Source organism: Paenibacillus sp. PL91 (genome assembly GCF_012935325.2).
Taxonomy (GTDB): Bacteria; Bacillota; Bacilli; order Paenibacillales; family Paenibacillaceae; genus Pristimantibacillus.
The window spans coordinates 271,218-286,194 of the sequence record NZ_JABBYG020000009.1 but is presented as its reverse complement, the minus strand read 5'-3'; the positions used below and the strand labels follow the sequence as shown (position 1 = coordinate 286,194).

18 protein-coding genes are annotated in these 14,977 nt (G+C 44.8%); 3 read left to right on the top strand and 15 right to left on the bottom strand.

The genetic code is table 11. The features are described from left to right. Positions 1-325: 325 nt before the first annotated feature. On the bottom strand, positions 326-769 hold the full coding sequence (locus HI950_RS21510; protein WP_169086149.1) for a cell wall hydrolase: 444 nt from the start codon (positions 767-769) through the stop codon (positions 326-328). Between the two features lie 127 nt (positions 770-896). Between HI950_RS21510 and HI950_RS21505 the strand changes: the two genes are divergently transcribed. Beyond that, positions 897-1,310, top strand: coding sequence for a hypothetical protein (locus HI950_RS21505; protein ID WP_169086151.1), 414 nt, complete (start codon positions 897-899; stop codon positions 1,308-1,310). 247 nt (positions 1,311-1,557) lie between these two features. Here HI950_RS21505 and HI950_RS21500 read toward each other — a convergent pair whose 3' ends face one another. The 4 genes from HI950_RS21500 to HI950_RS21485 all read right to left on the bottom strand — a co-directional run bounded on the left by HI950_RS21500 (position 1,558) and on the right by HI950_RS21485 (position 5,006). Beyond that, positions 1,558-2,010, bottom strand: a complete 453-nt coding sequence (locus HI950_RS21500; protein WP_317618419.1) for a DinB family protein — start codon at positions 2,008-2,010, stop codon at positions 1,558-1,560. Positions 2,011-2,243: 233 nt separating this feature from the next. Further along, positions 2,244-2,741: a DUF1579 family protein gene (locus HI950_RS21495; protein ID WP_169086153.1), complete on the bottom strand. Its 498-nt coding sequence runs from the start codon at positions 2,739-2,741 to the stop codon at positions 2,244-2,246. A 212-nt stretch (positions 2,742-2,953) separates the two neighbouring features. Continuing rightward, positions 2,954-3,529, bottom strand: coding sequence for a dihydrofolate reductase family protein (locus HI950_RS21490; RefSeq protein WP_053435337.1), 576 nt, complete (start codon positions 3,527-3,529; stop codon positions 2,954-2,956). 886 nt (positions 3,530-4,415) lie between these two features. Next, a complete protein-coding gene (locus HI950_RS21485) occupies positions 4,416-5,006 on the bottom strand; it encodes a TetR/AcrR family transcriptional regulator (RefSeq protein WP_169086155.1) in 591 nt (196 codons plus the stop codon). Positions 5,007-5,279: 273 nt separating this feature from the next. On the opposite strand from HI950_RS21485, the gene HI950_RS21480 reads away from it, so the two are divergent. Further along, entirely contained in the window at positions 5,280-6,452 is a 1,173-nt protein-coding gene (locus tag HI950_RS21480; RefSeq protein WP_169086157.1) for an MFS transporter, read from the top strand. 982 nt (positions 6,453-7,434) lie between these two features. Here the strand turns inward: HI950_RS21480 and HI950_RS21475 are convergent. From HI950_RS21475 to HI950_RS21435, 9 genes are all read right to left on the bottom strand, one after another. Next, on the bottom strand, positions 7,435-7,929 hold the full coding sequence (locus HI950_RS21475; protein WP_169086159.1) for an NUDIX domain-containing protein: 495 nt from the start codon (positions 7,927-7,929) through the stop codon (positions 7,435-7,437). A 266-nt stretch (positions 7,930-8,195) separates the two neighbouring features. Further along, a complete protein-coding gene (locus tag HI950_RS21470) occupies positions 8,196-8,963 on the bottom strand; it encodes an ABC transporter permease (RefSeq protein ID WP_169086161.1) in 768 nt (255 codons plus the stop codon). Continuing rightward, entirely contained in the window at positions 8,964-9,722 is a 759-nt protein-coding gene (locus tag HI950_RS21465) for an ABC transporter ATP-binding protein (RefSeq protein ID WP_169086163.1), read from the bottom strand. Between the two features lie 15 nt (positions 9,723-9,737). Beyond that, the gene (locus tag HI950_RS21460) at positions 9,738-10,088 is read right to left on the bottom strand and encodes a DUF1048 domain-containing protein (RefSeq protein WP_169086165.1); all 351 of its coding nucleotides are present in this window, start codon (positions 10,086-10,088) and stop codon (positions 9,738-9,740) included. A gap of 9 nt (positions 10,089-10,097) precedes the next feature. Further along, complete coding sequence (locus HI950_RS21455) at positions 10,098-10,445, bottom strand: DUF1048 domain-containing protein (protein WP_169086167.1); 348 nt, start codon at positions 10,443-10,445, stop codon at positions 10,098-10,100. Next, positions 10,442-10,750, bottom strand: a complete 309-nt coding sequence (locus HI950_RS21450) for a PadR family transcriptional regulator (RefSeq protein ID WP_317618423.1) — start codon at positions 10,748-10,750, stop codon at positions 10,442-10,444. Before HI950_RS21450 ends, HI950_RS21455 begins: the two co-directional genes overlap by 4 nt. A 300-nt stretch (positions 10,751-11,050) precedes the next feature. Beyond that, a complete protein-coding gene (locus HI950_RS21445) occupies positions 11,051-11,914 on the bottom strand; it encodes a pentapeptide repeat-containing protein (protein WP_169086169.1) in 864 nt (287 codons plus the stop codon). Positions 11,915-11,928: 14 nt separating this feature from the next. Further along, positions 11,929-12,258, bottom strand: a complete 330-nt coding sequence (locus HI950_RS21440; RefSeq protein ID WP_169086171.1) for a PadR family transcriptional regulator — start codon at positions 12,256-12,258, stop codon at positions 11,929-11,931. A gap of 433 nt (positions 12,259-12,691) precedes the next feature. Continuing rightward, positions 12,692-12,967, bottom strand: a complete 276-nt coding sequence (locus HI950_RS21435; RefSeq protein ID WP_187768140.1) for a hypothetical protein — start codon at positions 12,965-12,967, stop codon at positions 12,692-12,694. A 514-nt stretch (positions 12,968-13,481) separates the two neighbouring features. Between HI950_RS21435 and HI950_RS21430 the strand changes: the two genes are divergently transcribed. Then, positions 13,482-13,640: a hypothetical protein gene (locus HI950_RS21430; RefSeq protein WP_169086175.1), complete on the top strand. Its 159-nt coding sequence runs from the start codon at positions 13,482-13,484 to the stop codon at positions 13,638-13,640. Between the two features lie 332 nt (positions 13,641-13,972). Here HI950_RS21430 and HI950_RS21425 read toward each other — a convergent pair whose 3' ends face one another. Beyond that, on the bottom strand, positions 13,973-14,824 hold the full coding sequence (locus HI950_RS21425) for an RCC1 domain-containing protein (RefSeq protein ID WP_169086177.1): 852 nt from the start codon (positions 14,822-14,824) through the stop codon (positions 13,973-13,975). Between the last annotated feature and the right edge of the window lie 153 nt (positions 14,825-14,977).

Here is a 14,977-nt window from a genome sequence, read left to right as displayed (position 1 = left end):
GTTGTCGACAAACCCATCATACCGAGGCGCTCCTTTTTTGACAAAGGCTATTTCTTAGCCTTAACAGGAATGTTTAGCGTAACGCAAGTCCATAAAGCCCGAAATTCAAGCAGACTTCATTCGGCTAATGTTCTTGTCATCCGACATCGGACGACCTGTCACGTAAGTATAGTTTCCGATCAATGACCGTCAACAGCTTTATTCCACTAAACCCAAAGAAGCCGCGATTTACGCGGCACTTAATGAGATAAAGTTCTTGTCAACCGACACATGGCTGTGACAAGTCAGGTTAAGAGATCCTAATGAGCTCTTTTCGTTTATAAAATTAAAACGTATTATATACATTTTCACATTCTTTCGCGGTCGGTTCATAAAAACAGTGCTTCTTCCATCGTCCTACGAACGGCTGATTATACCAAGTTGGCGGACATGGTCCGGGATTTTCGAACGATCCTGGACGGAAATACCATAGGGAGAATTTGGCTGGCCAATTCCGCTCCCCGTTCACCGCCCGTTGCGCCAGACGGCGTTCCCTCTCTCTTGCGTTTTGATAGTACATACTATGTTGCAACGCTTCGAACGCATGCGGCTGGTTGATCATTTGGGAAATTGTCCGAATATCTTTAAAATCGGAGCAATTCCCTCTTATTCGGTTAATGCCAACATTTCCAACAAGGAGCATGCCCATTTCGCCTTCGGCCTCAGCTTCAGCTCGAAGCAACCTTGCCAACATATCAATATCCTGTTTCCTGGCTTTTACGACTGCCATTGGCTCACCTCTTTAGATTTCTAGAATCATCATATTGTAGGTGAAGCGGATGTGTTACTCTGGCAAAAGAGAGAGCGAAAATAAATAGCCGTTCCACCACACTCTTCTGCCCGTAGCCGTTGCCTTGTTGGCTAACGGCGGAAACACAGATCTGCTCCAGTCGGTTCTTTTTCGGGAACTGTTCGAGGAACTGGCGGGTGCGAGAATACCGGACACCGTGTTCGAACCGGTACCGCAGCCACCAATGGTTGAAATTAAGCCGTTCGTTGGTGTCTATAAGCGTCAAGGAGTCGTAATGACTGTTACGGAGCGAAACGGAATGTTGCATTTGTTATACGAAATCTTCGAAGGTAGGCAAGCCCCCTCTCCACCGATGGAAATAGCCCTCAGCCCCGTGTCAGAGACGGTATTTGCCGGGGCGAGCATAGGCCAGGACTGGATACCCGTAGTTTTCTCAACACTGACGGACGGTTCAGTATATTGCTACATCGGCATGCGGGCCGCACCGAAAATCGTGTTAAGCGGTAAATCTGCTTTATAATCACTTTGCGGGTAGTCTCAGCTTTGCTGGTACTATTCCAGTAATATTCTCTCGCAACTAAAACTAATTCCCCATATATGTTACTGGTAGCTGACAAGTTCGTACTAACAGTTGAGTTATACCTCTATTCCACTAATCTGCCCGTTAGTTGAGCAATGGGCTGCCAAGTGGCAGCCCTCTCGATGTTGAACTATCGTTCCCCGTTAGCGTAACGAATTACCCTGAATTTGCTCAAGCAAGGCTTCTTCTAACGAAAAATTTGCTTGAGATGGTGTTCCAAATGGTCAATGTAGTCTTTAATCATCCATTCTAATGTTACAGTCTGTTCTTCGCCTATCTCACATAAGTTCTTTAGCTTATCTTCGGGAATTTTTGAGATAACCTCGGCTATCTGCTTATTCAAACTCAACCATAAGTTTAAGATATGATCAATTGGAAGGTTCTGATAATCCATAAGTTCTACCCACTGATTTTGGGCGTACTTAATCACCGTGTAAGGTTGAATTTCATACTGAGCACTAACGAATCGGTGTAAATTGTTGAGAGCAGAGTCGGACAAGTGGCCTAGTATTTCTTTTTTTGACCATTTGTTTGGCTGCGTCCGATCAGAAAGATCAAATTCGGATAAAGCAAATATTTTTGACGGTAATTCGATAATCCAATGGTTTAGACTTTCTATAATTGATTTAATTGGAGTCACTCCTATCTTGTTGTTTACACATTATAGCATAATTGATGTACGTACCTTTTCTCCATTAATCTGCCCATTAGTTGAGAAAACGGCAGCCGATCATCTGGCCGGCTGCCGTCTTGTCTGGTTGAGCTATCGTTTCCCGTTAGTTAAGTAGATAGGGGTGCCGCTTTTAGCAGCCCATTGATACTGATTTCGTATTCGAACCTCAACAGAATATAAATAGTAGGGGGATTTTTTAGCTAGATGACTTTAGTCAACTTGATGTCCATCCATTGTACCCAATTCTTACCGTCGTTTGACAGCTCCCAACTACCTGTTAAGGTGTTGCTATCTTCACTAAACATTCCTGTGAATCGCTCCGATTTCCCAAAAATTGTCCAGGCACGGTCGAGTAAGTTCGCTTGGTATGCACTGAAATTGCCTTGGTTGTCATATGAGTGTGTGGTGTAGTTCTGACTGGAAGCATCATAGCCAATGATCTCAATAGCCTTAACCTCATCTTTCCCCATATGGCCATCAACATGATGAATAAGAAAATAACCCCCAGGCAACCATTCGTAGGTATCTACTGCTATCAACTGATCAGCTGGCCCGGATGGACTCGCTTTAATCACACCCTCTGTATTCCATTTCCCTACGAAGACATTCAAGCGACCCATTGCAGGATCAGGTTTAGACGGATTTTGTGGAGTAAGGGCATTATCATTCTCTGGTTCACTGATATTGTCTGTTGCCATTTTGATTTCTCCTTTCATGCGAAGTTCCTTATATCATAGCATGTAACAAATGTTATGATTTCTTATCAATTGCTCATTTTATTACCTAGGAAAACCAAATTACCTATTAACCATTACTGCCCGTTAGCGTAACGACGAAAGGCTGCCATGCGGCAGCCCTTTTGGTATTCAACTATCGTTCCCCGTTAGCGTAATCACCTTAAGTGACAAGGTCATCTTACCGTCTGGTAAACGAGACCTATGGCTCCAGAATCAAAGGTCTTATTTTCGATTAGCTTAAGATTGATCTTCTCCTTGAGACCTTGGAATAACGGCAATCCCTTCCCGATCAGGACGGGAGAAACCGTAATTTTATACTCATCAATTAAATCAAGCTGCATAAGGTGGTGTGCGAACCTAGGACTGCCGAGGATGACCATATCCTTGCCTGGCTGCTGTTTGAGGTTATTGATCTCTTCCTCGACATCTTCTTTCACGAGTCTGGAATTATTCCATTCGACTTTCTCCAGCGTCGTGGAAAAAACGATTTTGGCTGTCTTTTCGATCCACTCGGCATGATTCCGTTCATGCTGCGAAGCTGATGGGTTCGAAGGCACAGATGGCCAGTAACTGTGCATCATCTGATAAGTCCCTCGCCCCCAAATGACAGTGTCGGCAGTACTCAGAATTTCTTTCGCGTGTTTCTCCAAATCAGCATCGTAGGAAACCCAGCCAATGTCCATTTCACCATTCGGCCCTTCTACAAAACCGTCAAGCGATGCGTGCAGAAATAGAACAAGTTTTCTCATTTACAGTTCTCCTTTGTTCATCAGAGATATCTACCATATACATTTACTACATTTTAGCATAATTCAACTTGGGTTGTTTCTTATGGATTGCTAATCCCAAACCTGCCCGTTAGCGTAATTAAGCAGCCGATCATTGTGGTCGGCTGCTTCCGTGGTTTCATTGAACTATCGTGTCTCGTTAGCTTAACGCAACGCGCCTCTTAGAATACTGAGCAACAGCATTAACTCCTACCAATAAAAACGGGTATAGTAATAAACCTGCATTTATGATTAATCCTGAAACAGGATTAGCATCATCAGCGGATAATGTCTATTCTATTAGACGATGCGAAATCACTTCAAGTTGCGTTATCCTGCCCGTTAGCTTAACAGGCTGCCGATGTAGAATAACTTTAGATTAGACAATCATCTAATCGGATAAGTGTGCAAGTTCTTGTCATTGATTTAGGACAATAACTTGGGTACCTATAATAAAAAAATCTGCAGTTACGCGGCTTTCATTTAGCTGGTTGTTTGCTCCCAAAAGGGGCTAGATTGACCGATATCACCTCAATGGCTTCTTCAAAAATCGTTCCACTGAGCGATCTTTCAGGGTTCCGGCTCCACTGCAAAGCCAATCCGAATATGCCCAACTGATAACGAGTGCCGTAGCTTTCAATTTGTCTTGCGAAAAGCCCTGTGTGTCCACTTCATTTAACCGTTTAAGCAGGAGTCGATGAAGATCCTGATGCATGGCATTTTCAAACATCGCTTCAAACTGCTTGTCTCCCGGCGAACTACATTGTTGAACCCGCAAAAGAAAATCGAATATGGTTTGAATAAGGATTCGCAATTTGTCCGCATTGCATCTTGTTTCTTCCGCAGGATAGAGTAATAGCTACAGGACCTAGCCCAGCAGTTCATTGGCTCCGTTCATCACTAAGGGCATAGTCTGTTTAACGAATGATTCCGCACTTATTAGACGCCCCTCATTGTTCCAAACGCAAGCCGCCCCATACATCCCCCAACTTAACATGATAGAAGCTGTATTTATTAAGAATTGCGCGTTTGGACTCGATAGCATCTTGTTTTTGTCTATAAAGGAAAGAAGTATCGTTTGAATTTTTTCCTTTATTTGAATTTCGAATACAGCTCCAAGCGATGTATACCTTCTTTTGCACATAGTGCTTAGACTCTTGTGAAAATCGCATACACCCAGAAAAATACTCTGAATGGTTTCTTCATTTAATACTTCGTGACCGCTTATTCTACGATTTATGATTGTCATAAATGATTCCATTAGTCTGGCCTCAAGAATTTCGAATTTATCTACAAAGTGCGCATAAAAAGTCGCTCTGTTAACAGTAGCCCGCTCTGCAATATCCCTAACGGTTATCGATTCAAAGTCTTTTTCTTGAATTAATGAAGCAAAAGCGTCCTGAAGGAGTCGCCGTGTACGTACCACACGAGGATCAGCTTCATTCTTTTTAATTGTCATGGTTAAAATCTCCCCTAATAAAACGACATTATAGAAATGGTGTTGTCTATACAACGGTTTATGGTTATTGATGATTGCGTACCATTCGGTTGGTATTATAACATATAAATACAACATGTGTTGTACAAACAACTAATGTTGTATTGAAACAAAATGCAGAATGCCGCTTTTTCAAAAGGAGGAGAGAACCATGTTGGCACAAAGTTCGATTTATATTTATATTTCGATATTTTTAAAAACATAGTTACTTAAAACACTTCAGGAGAGTGAATTATGAAGAGCACATGGAAAATTTACGTTCTAGCCTTGGTCAGCTTTTTAGTTGGAACATCCAATTACATCATTTCCGGGATATTGGACCGGATCGCAGAGACGTTGGGAACAGGCGTTGCGGCAGCAGGACAGCTCATTACAGTCTATTCCCTGGCCTATGCGGTCGGCACGCCTATTTTGATGGCGCTGACGGCCAAAATGGACCGGCGTAAGCTCCTCCTTTATTCGCTGGGCCTCTTTATTGCCGCAAATCTGCTGACATTTATATTGCCCGGCTTCGGTCTCTTCATTGCCGCGAGAATCATTACGGCGTTAGGCGCCGGGGTGGTCACCGTTAACGCGCTTAGCATCGCCGCCAAAATCGCTCCGCCAGGCAAGCAGGCCAGCGCCATCGCCAACGTCACCATGGGCATTACCGCATCGCTCATCATCGGCGTCCCGCTCGGCAGAATGGTAGCCTCGGCTTTTGGCTGGAAAGCGGTATTTCTGGCCATCGCAATTGTCGGGGTCATCGCCATGCTTGTCATTGCTGCAGTTATTCCACGTATGCAGGGCGACAAGCCTGTCCCTTTGATCAAACAATTTGCTTTGTTAAAAAAACCTCAGGTTTTGGTTGCTCTAGCGATTACTTTTTTCTGGTTGGGAGGATATTCCCTCGCCTATACCTACATATCCCCTTTTCTGCTAGAGGTGACTCATTTAAATGAATCATTGATTAGCGCAGCTCTGTTCGTGTTCGGCATTGCCAGTTTAATTGGCTCAAAAGTCGGCGGCTACAGCGCGGATAAACGGGGCATTATATTCACGCTCGTTTCAGGTATGGTGCTTCACGTCATTTCGTTGATTTTGCTATCCTTAGTCGGACAGTCGGTCATTGCCGTATTCGCCATTTTGATCCTCTGGTCTTTTGCCGCCTGGTCATCCGCTCCGGCGCAGCAATTTAACCTGGTCAAGCTTGTTCCTGAATCCTCGGGCGTCATGCTGAGCTTGAACAGTTCCATGATGCAGCTTGCCATGGCTGTCGGCGCAGGAATCGGCGGGCTGATCGTTAACCGTGTTTCTTTGGCATCCATTACCTGGTTCGGGGTACTCGGTGTACTCATCGCCATCATTGCCGTGTTTGTATTGTCCAGCATGGCATCACGGCATTCGGCGGTGCAGTCACCGAATTAAGGGTATGCTAAACATGGAATATTTGATAAAGAACTCTGCTCACTAAGTTGATCTTTCAGTCGCTATCAGAACCATTATCATTTTCTCTTTGAGCTCCGGGGCGATAAAATCGCCGTCTACCACGAGCATCACGACACGGGTCACGTAAACGACGTATTAGCCAATCTCTCGGATTACGCCGAGAAATAAAGCAGCTTATGTGGGTGATCGGGATTGATTAGGACTCCGCAGGAGGAAGTATTAAGCAAAAGTGGAACGATAGCGTAGTACGATATAATCGGTCGTCTCCTGCACCATTAAATTAACTAGGATAGCAGTGTTACGCTCCTTATATAGTCCACTCGCATATAAAAATTACAAATCCGAAAAGAATCAGTCGATAACAACCCTGTGAAGAAATGCTCAGGGTTGTTTCGTTATTGCCGTTGATCTTTAATCCGGCCTACCAAACATCACTTGCTTTGCTCGTGCAGTTAACTTTCGAGGGATCGTGGTCGGTAATCGATTGCACCGGCAGAACGAGCAGATATCCTTATTGATTTCTCATCTTTAGCTCCTGGTACAACCGTTATATGAGAAATCTCCCGCCTCACCTAGAATGCCTGCTAGGGAAATGTCAAATATTACTTCTCTCTTTTCGATCTTGCTGTTTTGTGCGGGATTGGACGTTCTGGAAGCAAGAAGTCCTTTTCGAACGATGAAGAAGGTTTTCAAATCGATGCCTCGTTCAGCCGGGATCAGGTTGTTACTCATCTAACTTATACTTACCTAAATGATCAAGATTTCCGCTGATATAATAAACAAATCGAGCCTGTGAGGTTATCCATTCAAGCAACTGGTATTTCCGATACCGAGTCACCTTCACAGTAACAGTGAACATAAATCAACTCTTCTATAGTTTTAGTATGAAACTTCATTTGGAATGGCAGATCGTGTTGGCTGGGCTGCAATTAAGGTTATTCAGCTATCGTTCTTCGTTAGTTTAGCCAGCAATAAATGAAGGCGTTCTTACGCTTTCTTTATTTGTTATCCATTTTGTTAATGCGTTTCTCGAAAGTGCACCAAGTATAAAATTGACATCATTATTGGGATGCAAATTATAATCGGTTATTTCATTCAGTGGAATCCAAGCAATGCCCACCTGGTGCACGTCAGGAGTGTCTCCAACCTTTGCTTCATTTATCGAAATAACCTTGCATAAAAATGTAAAGTCAATTTGGTGGACATCGGGTTCTAAATCAGGGAAAAGAGAATCTCTTTTAGCAATGAATTCATTTATAAAGAGAAGTTCCTCAATTTCAACCACCAAACTTACTTCTTCAAGCACTTCCCTAACCAAAGTTTCTTGAATGCTTTCGCCATGTTCTTGACCACCACCAGGGAGAACATAAAATTCCCCTTGAACTCCAGTTCTTCGTAGTACAAGTAATTTTTCATCTTTAATAATTATAGCCCTCGCTGCGGTTCGAATTCTCAACTTTCTCCCTCCTTTACCCTTCCAGATTATAACAGAGATCAGTTGATTCCTTAACATTTATTACGCTATACTGCCCGTTAGCGTAACGAAGAACTACCACGCGGCAGTCCTTTCGGTGTTCAACTATCGTTCTCCGTTAACGTAATAAGTCGGATATAATCTCACCTGGCCATGCCAAAAAATATCATCCTTCACTTCACTATAAACAAAGAACAAAATAAAGCCCGCGGTTTCCGCGGACTTCATCCGGACAATGATGTCCTTTTTCAAGCTTTCTTTTTATATACCTTCATTGCAAAGAAATAGGCTACGATCAAAATCCCGACGCACCACGCAAGAGCGACCCATATATCATTACCCACCGGCTGATCCGACAGTAGCGAACGAATAGCGTTCACGATCGAGGTCACCGGCTGGTTTTCGGCAAATGCGCGAACGACCGACGGCATCGACTCAGTCGGCACAAACGCCGAACTGATAAACGGCAGGAAAATAAGTGGATAGGAAAACGCGCTTGCACCTTCAATCGTTTTTGCGGACAGTCCGGAAATCGCCGCTACCCAAGTTAAGGCCAGCGTAAACAACGCGAGTATGCCGGCTACGGCAAGCCATGGCAGTATTCCCGCGGACGAACGAAAACCCATAACGAGCGCTACGAGAATGATGACGATCACCGAAATGGCGTTGGACACCAGAGAGGTCAGCACATGCCCCCAAAGCAAGGCGGAACGTGAAATCGGCATGGTGTGAAACCGCTCGAATATGCCCCGCTGCTTATCCATAAACAGGCGGTAAGCCGTATAGGCTATTCCGCTTGCGATCGCCATAAGCAGTATGCCTGGCAACAGGTAATTCACATAGTTATCCGTTCCGGTTTGAATGGCACCGCCTAACACATAGACGAACAGCAGCATCATCGCAATCGGAGTGATGCAGACCGTGATGATGGTGTCCATACTGCGGAAAATATGGCGCATGGAACGACCAAGCATAACGCTAATATCGGTGAAGAAATGATTCTTTGTCGTCTCCATTTACTTTGCCTCCTTTTTGCCGACGATGGAGAGGAATATCTCTTCTAATGTCGGTTGTTTTTCAACATACTCCACCTTTGCGGATGGGAACAGCTTTTTAAGATCCGAGAGCGTGCCACTAGCGATAATCCTACCCTCATGCAGAATGGCAATTCGGTCGGCAAGCTGCTCAGCCTCCTCCAAATACTGCGTGGTTAGGAGTACAGTCGTTCCGCCGATTGCAAGCTCTTTCACAATCTTCCAAACCTCGATGCGTGCCTCGGGGTCAAGCCCAGTGGTCGGCTCGTCGAGGAAAATGATCTGCGGTTTTCCTACAAGGCTCAAGGCGATGTCGAGCCTGCGGCGCATACCACCCGAATAAGTAGACGCCCTGCGGTCGGCGGCGTCTGTCAAGCCGAAGCGTTTAAGCAAGTCGTCCGCAACCTGACGCGGATTTTTGAGGTATCTTAGCTTTGCAATCATGATCAGATTTTCCCGTCCGGTCAAAATTTCGTCCACGGCGGCAAATTGCCCGGTCAGACTGATCGCCTGCCGCACGTTCTCGGGTTTTGACGCAACATCGAATCCGTTTACGGTCGCGGTTCCGCTGTCTTGTTTGAGCAGCGTGGTGAGGATTTTGACAACCGTTGTCTTGCCCGCCCCGTTGGAGCCGAGAAGGGCGAAAATACTGCCCTTTTCCACCTCGAAATCCACGCCTTTTAGGACTTGAAGCTGCTTGTAGGATTTTTGCAGTCCTTTTACTTCAATTGCTTTTTCCATCCCGATATCCCCCTTTTACTTTTTTTTATCCGTAACCTTTTTCATGGCCTTGTTAACTTTTTGGTCAACAGATTCTTGATAGATGTCAGCATAAGTTTTTGAATCTTTGATTAGATCGTCGCAGAAAGCGGCAACGTCACTGCCCGTCACTTCGAGCACGCCTTTCCCCAAGGCCGCGCCCTCTTCAAAAAGATCGATAATCCCCGAGAGCAAACCCGTCCCGTTTGTTAGCTCAACAGGGCCGACCTTAAAGAGATATTTTTGAATCTCTTTATAAACAATCTGATAATCTTGCGGGAGCGCTTTGACACGCGCCACGTGCGCTCGCCACTCTTTTTTGCCTTCGATGATATCTCGTATTCTCATTTTATCCTCCTATTTACCTAATTTTTTAGCGATATTATTGTTGAGTTGCTCGCGCCACTTGTCGCGAAAAGACTTTGCCCCTTCTTCGCCGGCCAGCGCTGAACAGAAGCCTTTGATATCGTCACCCAAAACCTCTTGGACACTCTGACCGTCCGCCGCTGTTTCTTCGAGCAGGCCAAGCACACCGTCAAGAATTGGCATGAGGTTGCGACCGGTGAAATCTGAGTGCGACCAAAGATTGGCATTAATTTTTTTCCATGCCGCTTGATAATCAGCCGGCAGCTTTTTGGCTCGCGATTCAAAACTTTTCAATTCTTTAGTCATGTCGCTGCCGGTGATTTTTTCCCAAAAATTCATTTTTGTTTCTCCTTTAACTCATTAATTTTTGATGATACGAACTCCCATTTTTCCCAGAACTTCCGTAGTTCCTTGCGCCCCGCGTCGTTGATCGCGAAAAACTTTCGCGGCGGTCCCATGTCGGAGGGCTTCTTGGTGATCTCCACCAACTTGTTTTTTTCAAGCCGGATCAGGATGGTGTATACCGTTCCCTCCACAACATCTGTGAAGCCGAGGGCGTTCAGCCGCCGCGTGATTTCGTAGCCGTAGGTTTCTTTGCGGCTTATAATTTCAAGGACACAGCCCTCAAGCGCCCCTTTGAGCATTTCCGTTAGGTTTTCCAGCACAATCACCCCTTGCTATTCTGTATGACCGATATTCAGTAAGACTGATATCCAGTATTACTTACTACCTCTATAAAGTAACACGTAGTAGTTGGTTTGTCAATTGCGGTTGTTCTAATTTGTTGTTGTGATAATGAATTTCAACTAAAACGCAAGTTGCTAGCCGGCAAGCAATGGGACTGTGGCCACAATCACGATATTTTTTATAATTTGCCCTGCGTTCAAATCTAGGATTTTTGCAGTCCTTTTACTTGAATTGATTTGTTTGGCATATTTCCCTTCTTATATAACCGTAACCTTTGACAAATCGGCCTCTATGCCTTTGAGCGCAGCATAGGTCAACTTATCCATCATCGCGCCGTCAAAGCAGACGGTTTTGATGGCACGGTAGTACTTCTTGGACAACAAAGACCCTTGGAAAGACGCATTCTTGAGTGTCGCGCCCTTGAATGAAACTTCGTTCAACGCCGCTTTGTCGAACTTGACGCCGATGAAGGTTTGGCCGTCAAGACGCAGCCCTGTCAGATCGGCATTTGTGAAGTCCACCCCATCGAAAATACAGTTTTCAAAGACGGTTTTTCTGAGATCGGTCATAGTCAGGTTGACGTCGGTCAGTTTTGCATCAATAAATGTTGTTCCGAATAGTCCCGACTTGCTGAAGTTGGTACGCACAAGGATGGATTTATTGAAGCTCGCATTCGTAAGGTCAAGGACGGACAGGTTGCAGTCGGTCAGGTTTGCGCCGTCGAAACGGGCATCTCGCACGTCGCTGCTGGCAAACGAGCTGCCGGTCAAGTCCGCGTTCGTGAAGTCGGAGCCTCGCAGCGCGCTTGATGTAAATTTTCCCTTATGCGCGGTAACGCCCACAAAGTCGCTCTTCGACAGGTTACTCGCGCTAAAGTTCGTCACCACCTGCCGCTCCAGTGAGCGGGAGAGGTTAGCGACCTCCCGTACCGTTTGCTCAATGTCACCGATACTTTCAATGGTTATCTTAAACGCTGTTTCATCGTCCTTGCCCTCAGCTTTGAGTTCACGGAACCGCTCCTGTAAATCGGAGTGCAGGTCGGCCTTTAATTCGGTGACGCTTTTTACTCCATCGTATGGCGTAAATACGCCGTTCAAATAATTCGTCAATTTCTGATTCATAACATCATCTCTCCTTATAATAAGTTTTCAAGCACGCGCTTTGCGTACTCCCAATTGCTTTTGTTGCGGGCGTAAGCAGTCATACCCTTTCCGGTAATCCTAAAATATTTACGACGACCACCCTGTGATTCATCGCCCCAATACCACTCGATATCACCGTCGGCCTCAAGCCTCCGGACGCTCGAGTACATCGTGGCTTCCTTTAATTCATACTCGCCATCCGAGCGCTCGGCAATCAGTTTTACGATCTCGTAGCCGTAGCGGTCAGCTTCGGATAAGAGCCGTAAAATCATCGTATCGGTATGTCCTCGCAGCAGGTCGGATGTAATTTTGTTCTCGCTCATGTAATCAACCTCCATGTTTGTATAATACGACAAATTACCATGACCGTCAAGGTAGTATTTCTAATTAATTACTTTGCCTATAAGTGAAAGCTCTTTGGCCGTCCTCAATGAGGAATCACAAAAATAAAAAAGCCGCGCTATGCGCGGAGCTTCTTGGAAGTATGTTCTTGTCCTTTGATAATGCAGTGTCACTCTAAATCGTTTCCTTTTCATCCGACATGTCCCAAGTTCATTTTCCATTCGGTTTGACCTTAGTGATACATATTAAAATGCTAATTCCCACGCTATCCTGCCCGTTAGCTTAATACAATGAGCAGGCCGCCGCAGCGCCTGCTCATTAATGTTTGTTATTCAACTATCGTACCCGTTAGCGTAACCTTTAAAAGGATTTATCCTCCAGTCAAGATCCTCAACTCTCGTTATCCGCCCTCTTTCAAGGTTCAGTGTGAACATTTGTTGCATACCATTGACCTTTCTTCAATTTTATCGTCAAAGTAACAGGTTCTTCAAAGCCAAAGTCTCCTGGAGTGTACCGCTGTTTTACCCAAACTTTTGCATAACCAAAAAAATGTAAAGAAAATGGAGTCCCAATTCCATGGGATTTAGGTTTGTAAGTATAATTAGAGGAAGTTAAATGCCGTTGTAATGGATTAATACCTTTATAGACATCTGAATGCATGATATTGTTATATTCCACTTCGTTTTGCATCCCCACCCGAAGAATATTTCGGACGTCCCGTGCAATCCAAACAGAAAACAAAATATACATTGTGCAAAATAACAAGAGGCTTAAAATAATCAATCGCTTTTGTTTCAGAACATTTACACCTCCGCCGTCGTATATTCTTTTAACGCCCCCTTATCTTGGAAAGTTGCGTTATCCTGCCCGTTAGCGTAATGAAGGGCTACCACATGGCAGCCCTTTCGGTGTTTAGTTCAGCCGTTCATCTTTGATTAAACAAAATCTTATAGTTCCGTGCTTCTTGTGGATACCTTTCCTGGATACACGTAGTAACTAATAAAACAATCTTTAAGATTTAAAGATTCTCATAAATGTTATGCAATGTGTGCGATGTCATCATGGTTGGAAAAATGGATACGAAACAAAAAAAAACGTGAATAAATCAAAATAAACGTTAGCTAAAATAGTAGAGAGAAAGAAACACAAATCCCGCATGTTCATAATATATTGAACTAAGAATAGTGTTGGGAGGTACTATAAAATGCCTAGTTTTCTAGTTCAAATCGCTTTTTTAATTATTTTCGTATGGTCGATCGTTATGTTGGTTCAAGATTTAAAGGTATCCCATAAGAGGTGGATGAATGTGTTGCTTCATGCTTCTGTTGCTGTTGTATCGCTTAATTTTTTTCTAGTCTTTTAAATGAGACCGATAGTAAATAACACACGCCTATCCTAAAAAGAAAACATTTGCCTAGCAAAGGATGCCAGTGAAATATCGTTGATAAAGCTCATGCCTTGATAGCATGGGCTTTTTAATTTGCTAAGGAAAACCGCTTGGAAAAAGAAAATAAAGTATTAGACTAGATATGCAGATCCAAGCTGTTTTTTAAATTAGAAAACCGTCAGATTTCGTGAAATAAGTATTAGACTGACCCAAAAATAAAAACAGCGGTAGCCTTGGACGAGAAAATATAAGCCATGCGAGGGAAATCGGCGCATGGCTTTCATTATATGTATTATTAATATTGAAAACTAATAGCCGGGCAGTTGGATGCCGCGCCAGCCGCTTACATCGCATTGGCCATATTCATTATCACCCACAGCAACCACCGTGCCGTCCGATTTAAGGCCGAGAGTATGAGCGCAACCCGCCGCAACAGCTACAATATCGCGCCAGCCACTTACATTGCATTGGCCATGCTCATTCCAACCCACAGCCGCCACCGTGCCGTCCGATTTAAGCCCGATGGTATGATTACTACCCGCCGCTATCGCCACAATACCGCGCCAGCCGCTTACATCGCATTGGTCATGCTTATTCAAACCCACAGCCGCCACCGTGCCGTCCGATTTAAGCCCGACGGTATGAAGGTAACCCGCCGCTGCCGCCACTATGTCGCGCCAGCCGCTTACATTGCATTGGCCATACCGATTATTACCCACAATCATCGCCGTGCCGTCCGATTTAAGCCCGACGGTATGCCAGTCACCCGCCGCTACCGCCACCATATCACGCCAGCCGCTTACATTGCATTCGCCTTCATTATTTCGACCCACAGCCACCACCGTGCCATCCGATTTAAGCCCGACGGTACGACGCCAACCCGCCTCAACCGCCACAATATCGCGCCAGCCGCTTACATCGCATTGGTCATGCTTATTCCAACCCACAGCCGCCACCGTGCCGTCCGATTTAAGCCCGATTGTATGAGCATTACCCGTATGAGCATTACCCGCCGCAACCGCCACAATATCGCGCCAGCCGCTTACATCACATTGGCCATATTTATTATCACCCACAGCTGTTACCGTGCCGTCCAATTTAAGCCCGACGGTATGACGATAACCCGCCGCTATGGTATCTTTAGGCCACCTTTTCACCATGTCATTCCTCCTCGTATTCTTTTCTTTCCGTCCGCTCATATTTGATCATACAACATTCATGCAAGATTTCGTTTCGTATTCCTTGAACCCTTGCGCAGAAACCCAATATTTCGTTTAATATTGTTGTAGAAGTTTAAGGTTTAACTTAAAGGA

Bases quoted from the DNA above. Each gene is read 5' to 3' on its own strand.
- HI950_RS21510 (WP_169086149.1), bottom strand. From the start codon at position 769: ATGGCAGTCGTAAAAGCCAGGAAACAGGATATTGATATGTTGGCAAGG.
- HI950_RS21495 (WP_169086153.1), bottom strand. From the start codon at position 2,741: ATGGCAACAGACAATATCAGTGAACCAGAGAATGATAATGCCCTTACT.
- HI950_RS21490 (WP_053435337.1), bottom strand. From the start codon at position 3,529: ATGAGAAAACTTGTTCTATTTCTGCACGCATCGCTTGACGGTTTTGTA.
- HI950_RS21485 (WP_169086155.1), bottom strand. From the start codon at position 5,006: ATGACAATTAAAAAGAATGAAGCTGATCCTCGTGTGGTACGTACACGG.
- HI950_RS21480 (WP_169086157.1), top strand. From the start codon at position 5,280: ATGAAGAGCACATGGAAAATTTACGTTCTAGCCTTGGTCAGCTTTTTA.
- HI950_RS21470 (WP_169086161.1), bottom strand. From the start codon at position 8,963: ATGGAGACGACAAAGAATCATTTCTTCACCGATATTAGCGTTATGCTT.
- HI950_RS21465 (WP_169086163.1), bottom strand. From the start codon at position 9,722: ATGGAAAAAGCAATTGAAGTAAAAGGACTGCAAAAATCCTACAAGCAG.
- HI950_RS21460 (WP_169086165.1), bottom strand. From the start codon at position 10,088: ATGAGAATACGAGATATCATCGAAGGCAAAAAAGAGTGGCGAGCGCAC.
- HI950_RS21455 (WP_169086167.1), bottom strand. From the start codon at position 10,445: ATGAATTTTTGGGAAAAAATCACCGGCAGCGACATGACTAAAGAATTG.
- HI950_RS21450 (WP_317618423.1), bottom strand. From the start codon at position 10,750: ATGCTCAAAGGGGCGCTTGAGGGCTGTGTCCTTGAAATTATAAGCCGC.
- HI950_RS21445 (WP_169086169.1), bottom strand. From the start codon at position 11,914: ATGAATCAGAAATTGACGAATTATTTGAACGGCGTATTTACGCCATAC.
- HI950_RS21440 (WP_169086171.1), bottom strand. From the start codon at position 12,258: ATGAGCGAGAACAAAATTACATCCGACCTGCTGCGAGGACATACCGAT.
- HI950_RS21435 (WP_187768140.1), bottom strand. From the start codon at position 12,967: ATGCAAAACGAAGTGGAATATAACAATATCATGCATTCAGATGTCTAT.
- HI950_RS21430 (WP_169086175.1), top strand. From the start codon at position 13,482: ATGCCTAGTTTTCTAGTTCAAATCGCTTTTTTAATTATTTTCGTATGG.
- HI950_RS21425 (WP_169086177.1), bottom strand. From the start codon at position 14,824: ATGGTGAAAAGGTGGCCTAAAGATACCATAGCGGCGGGTTATCGTCAT.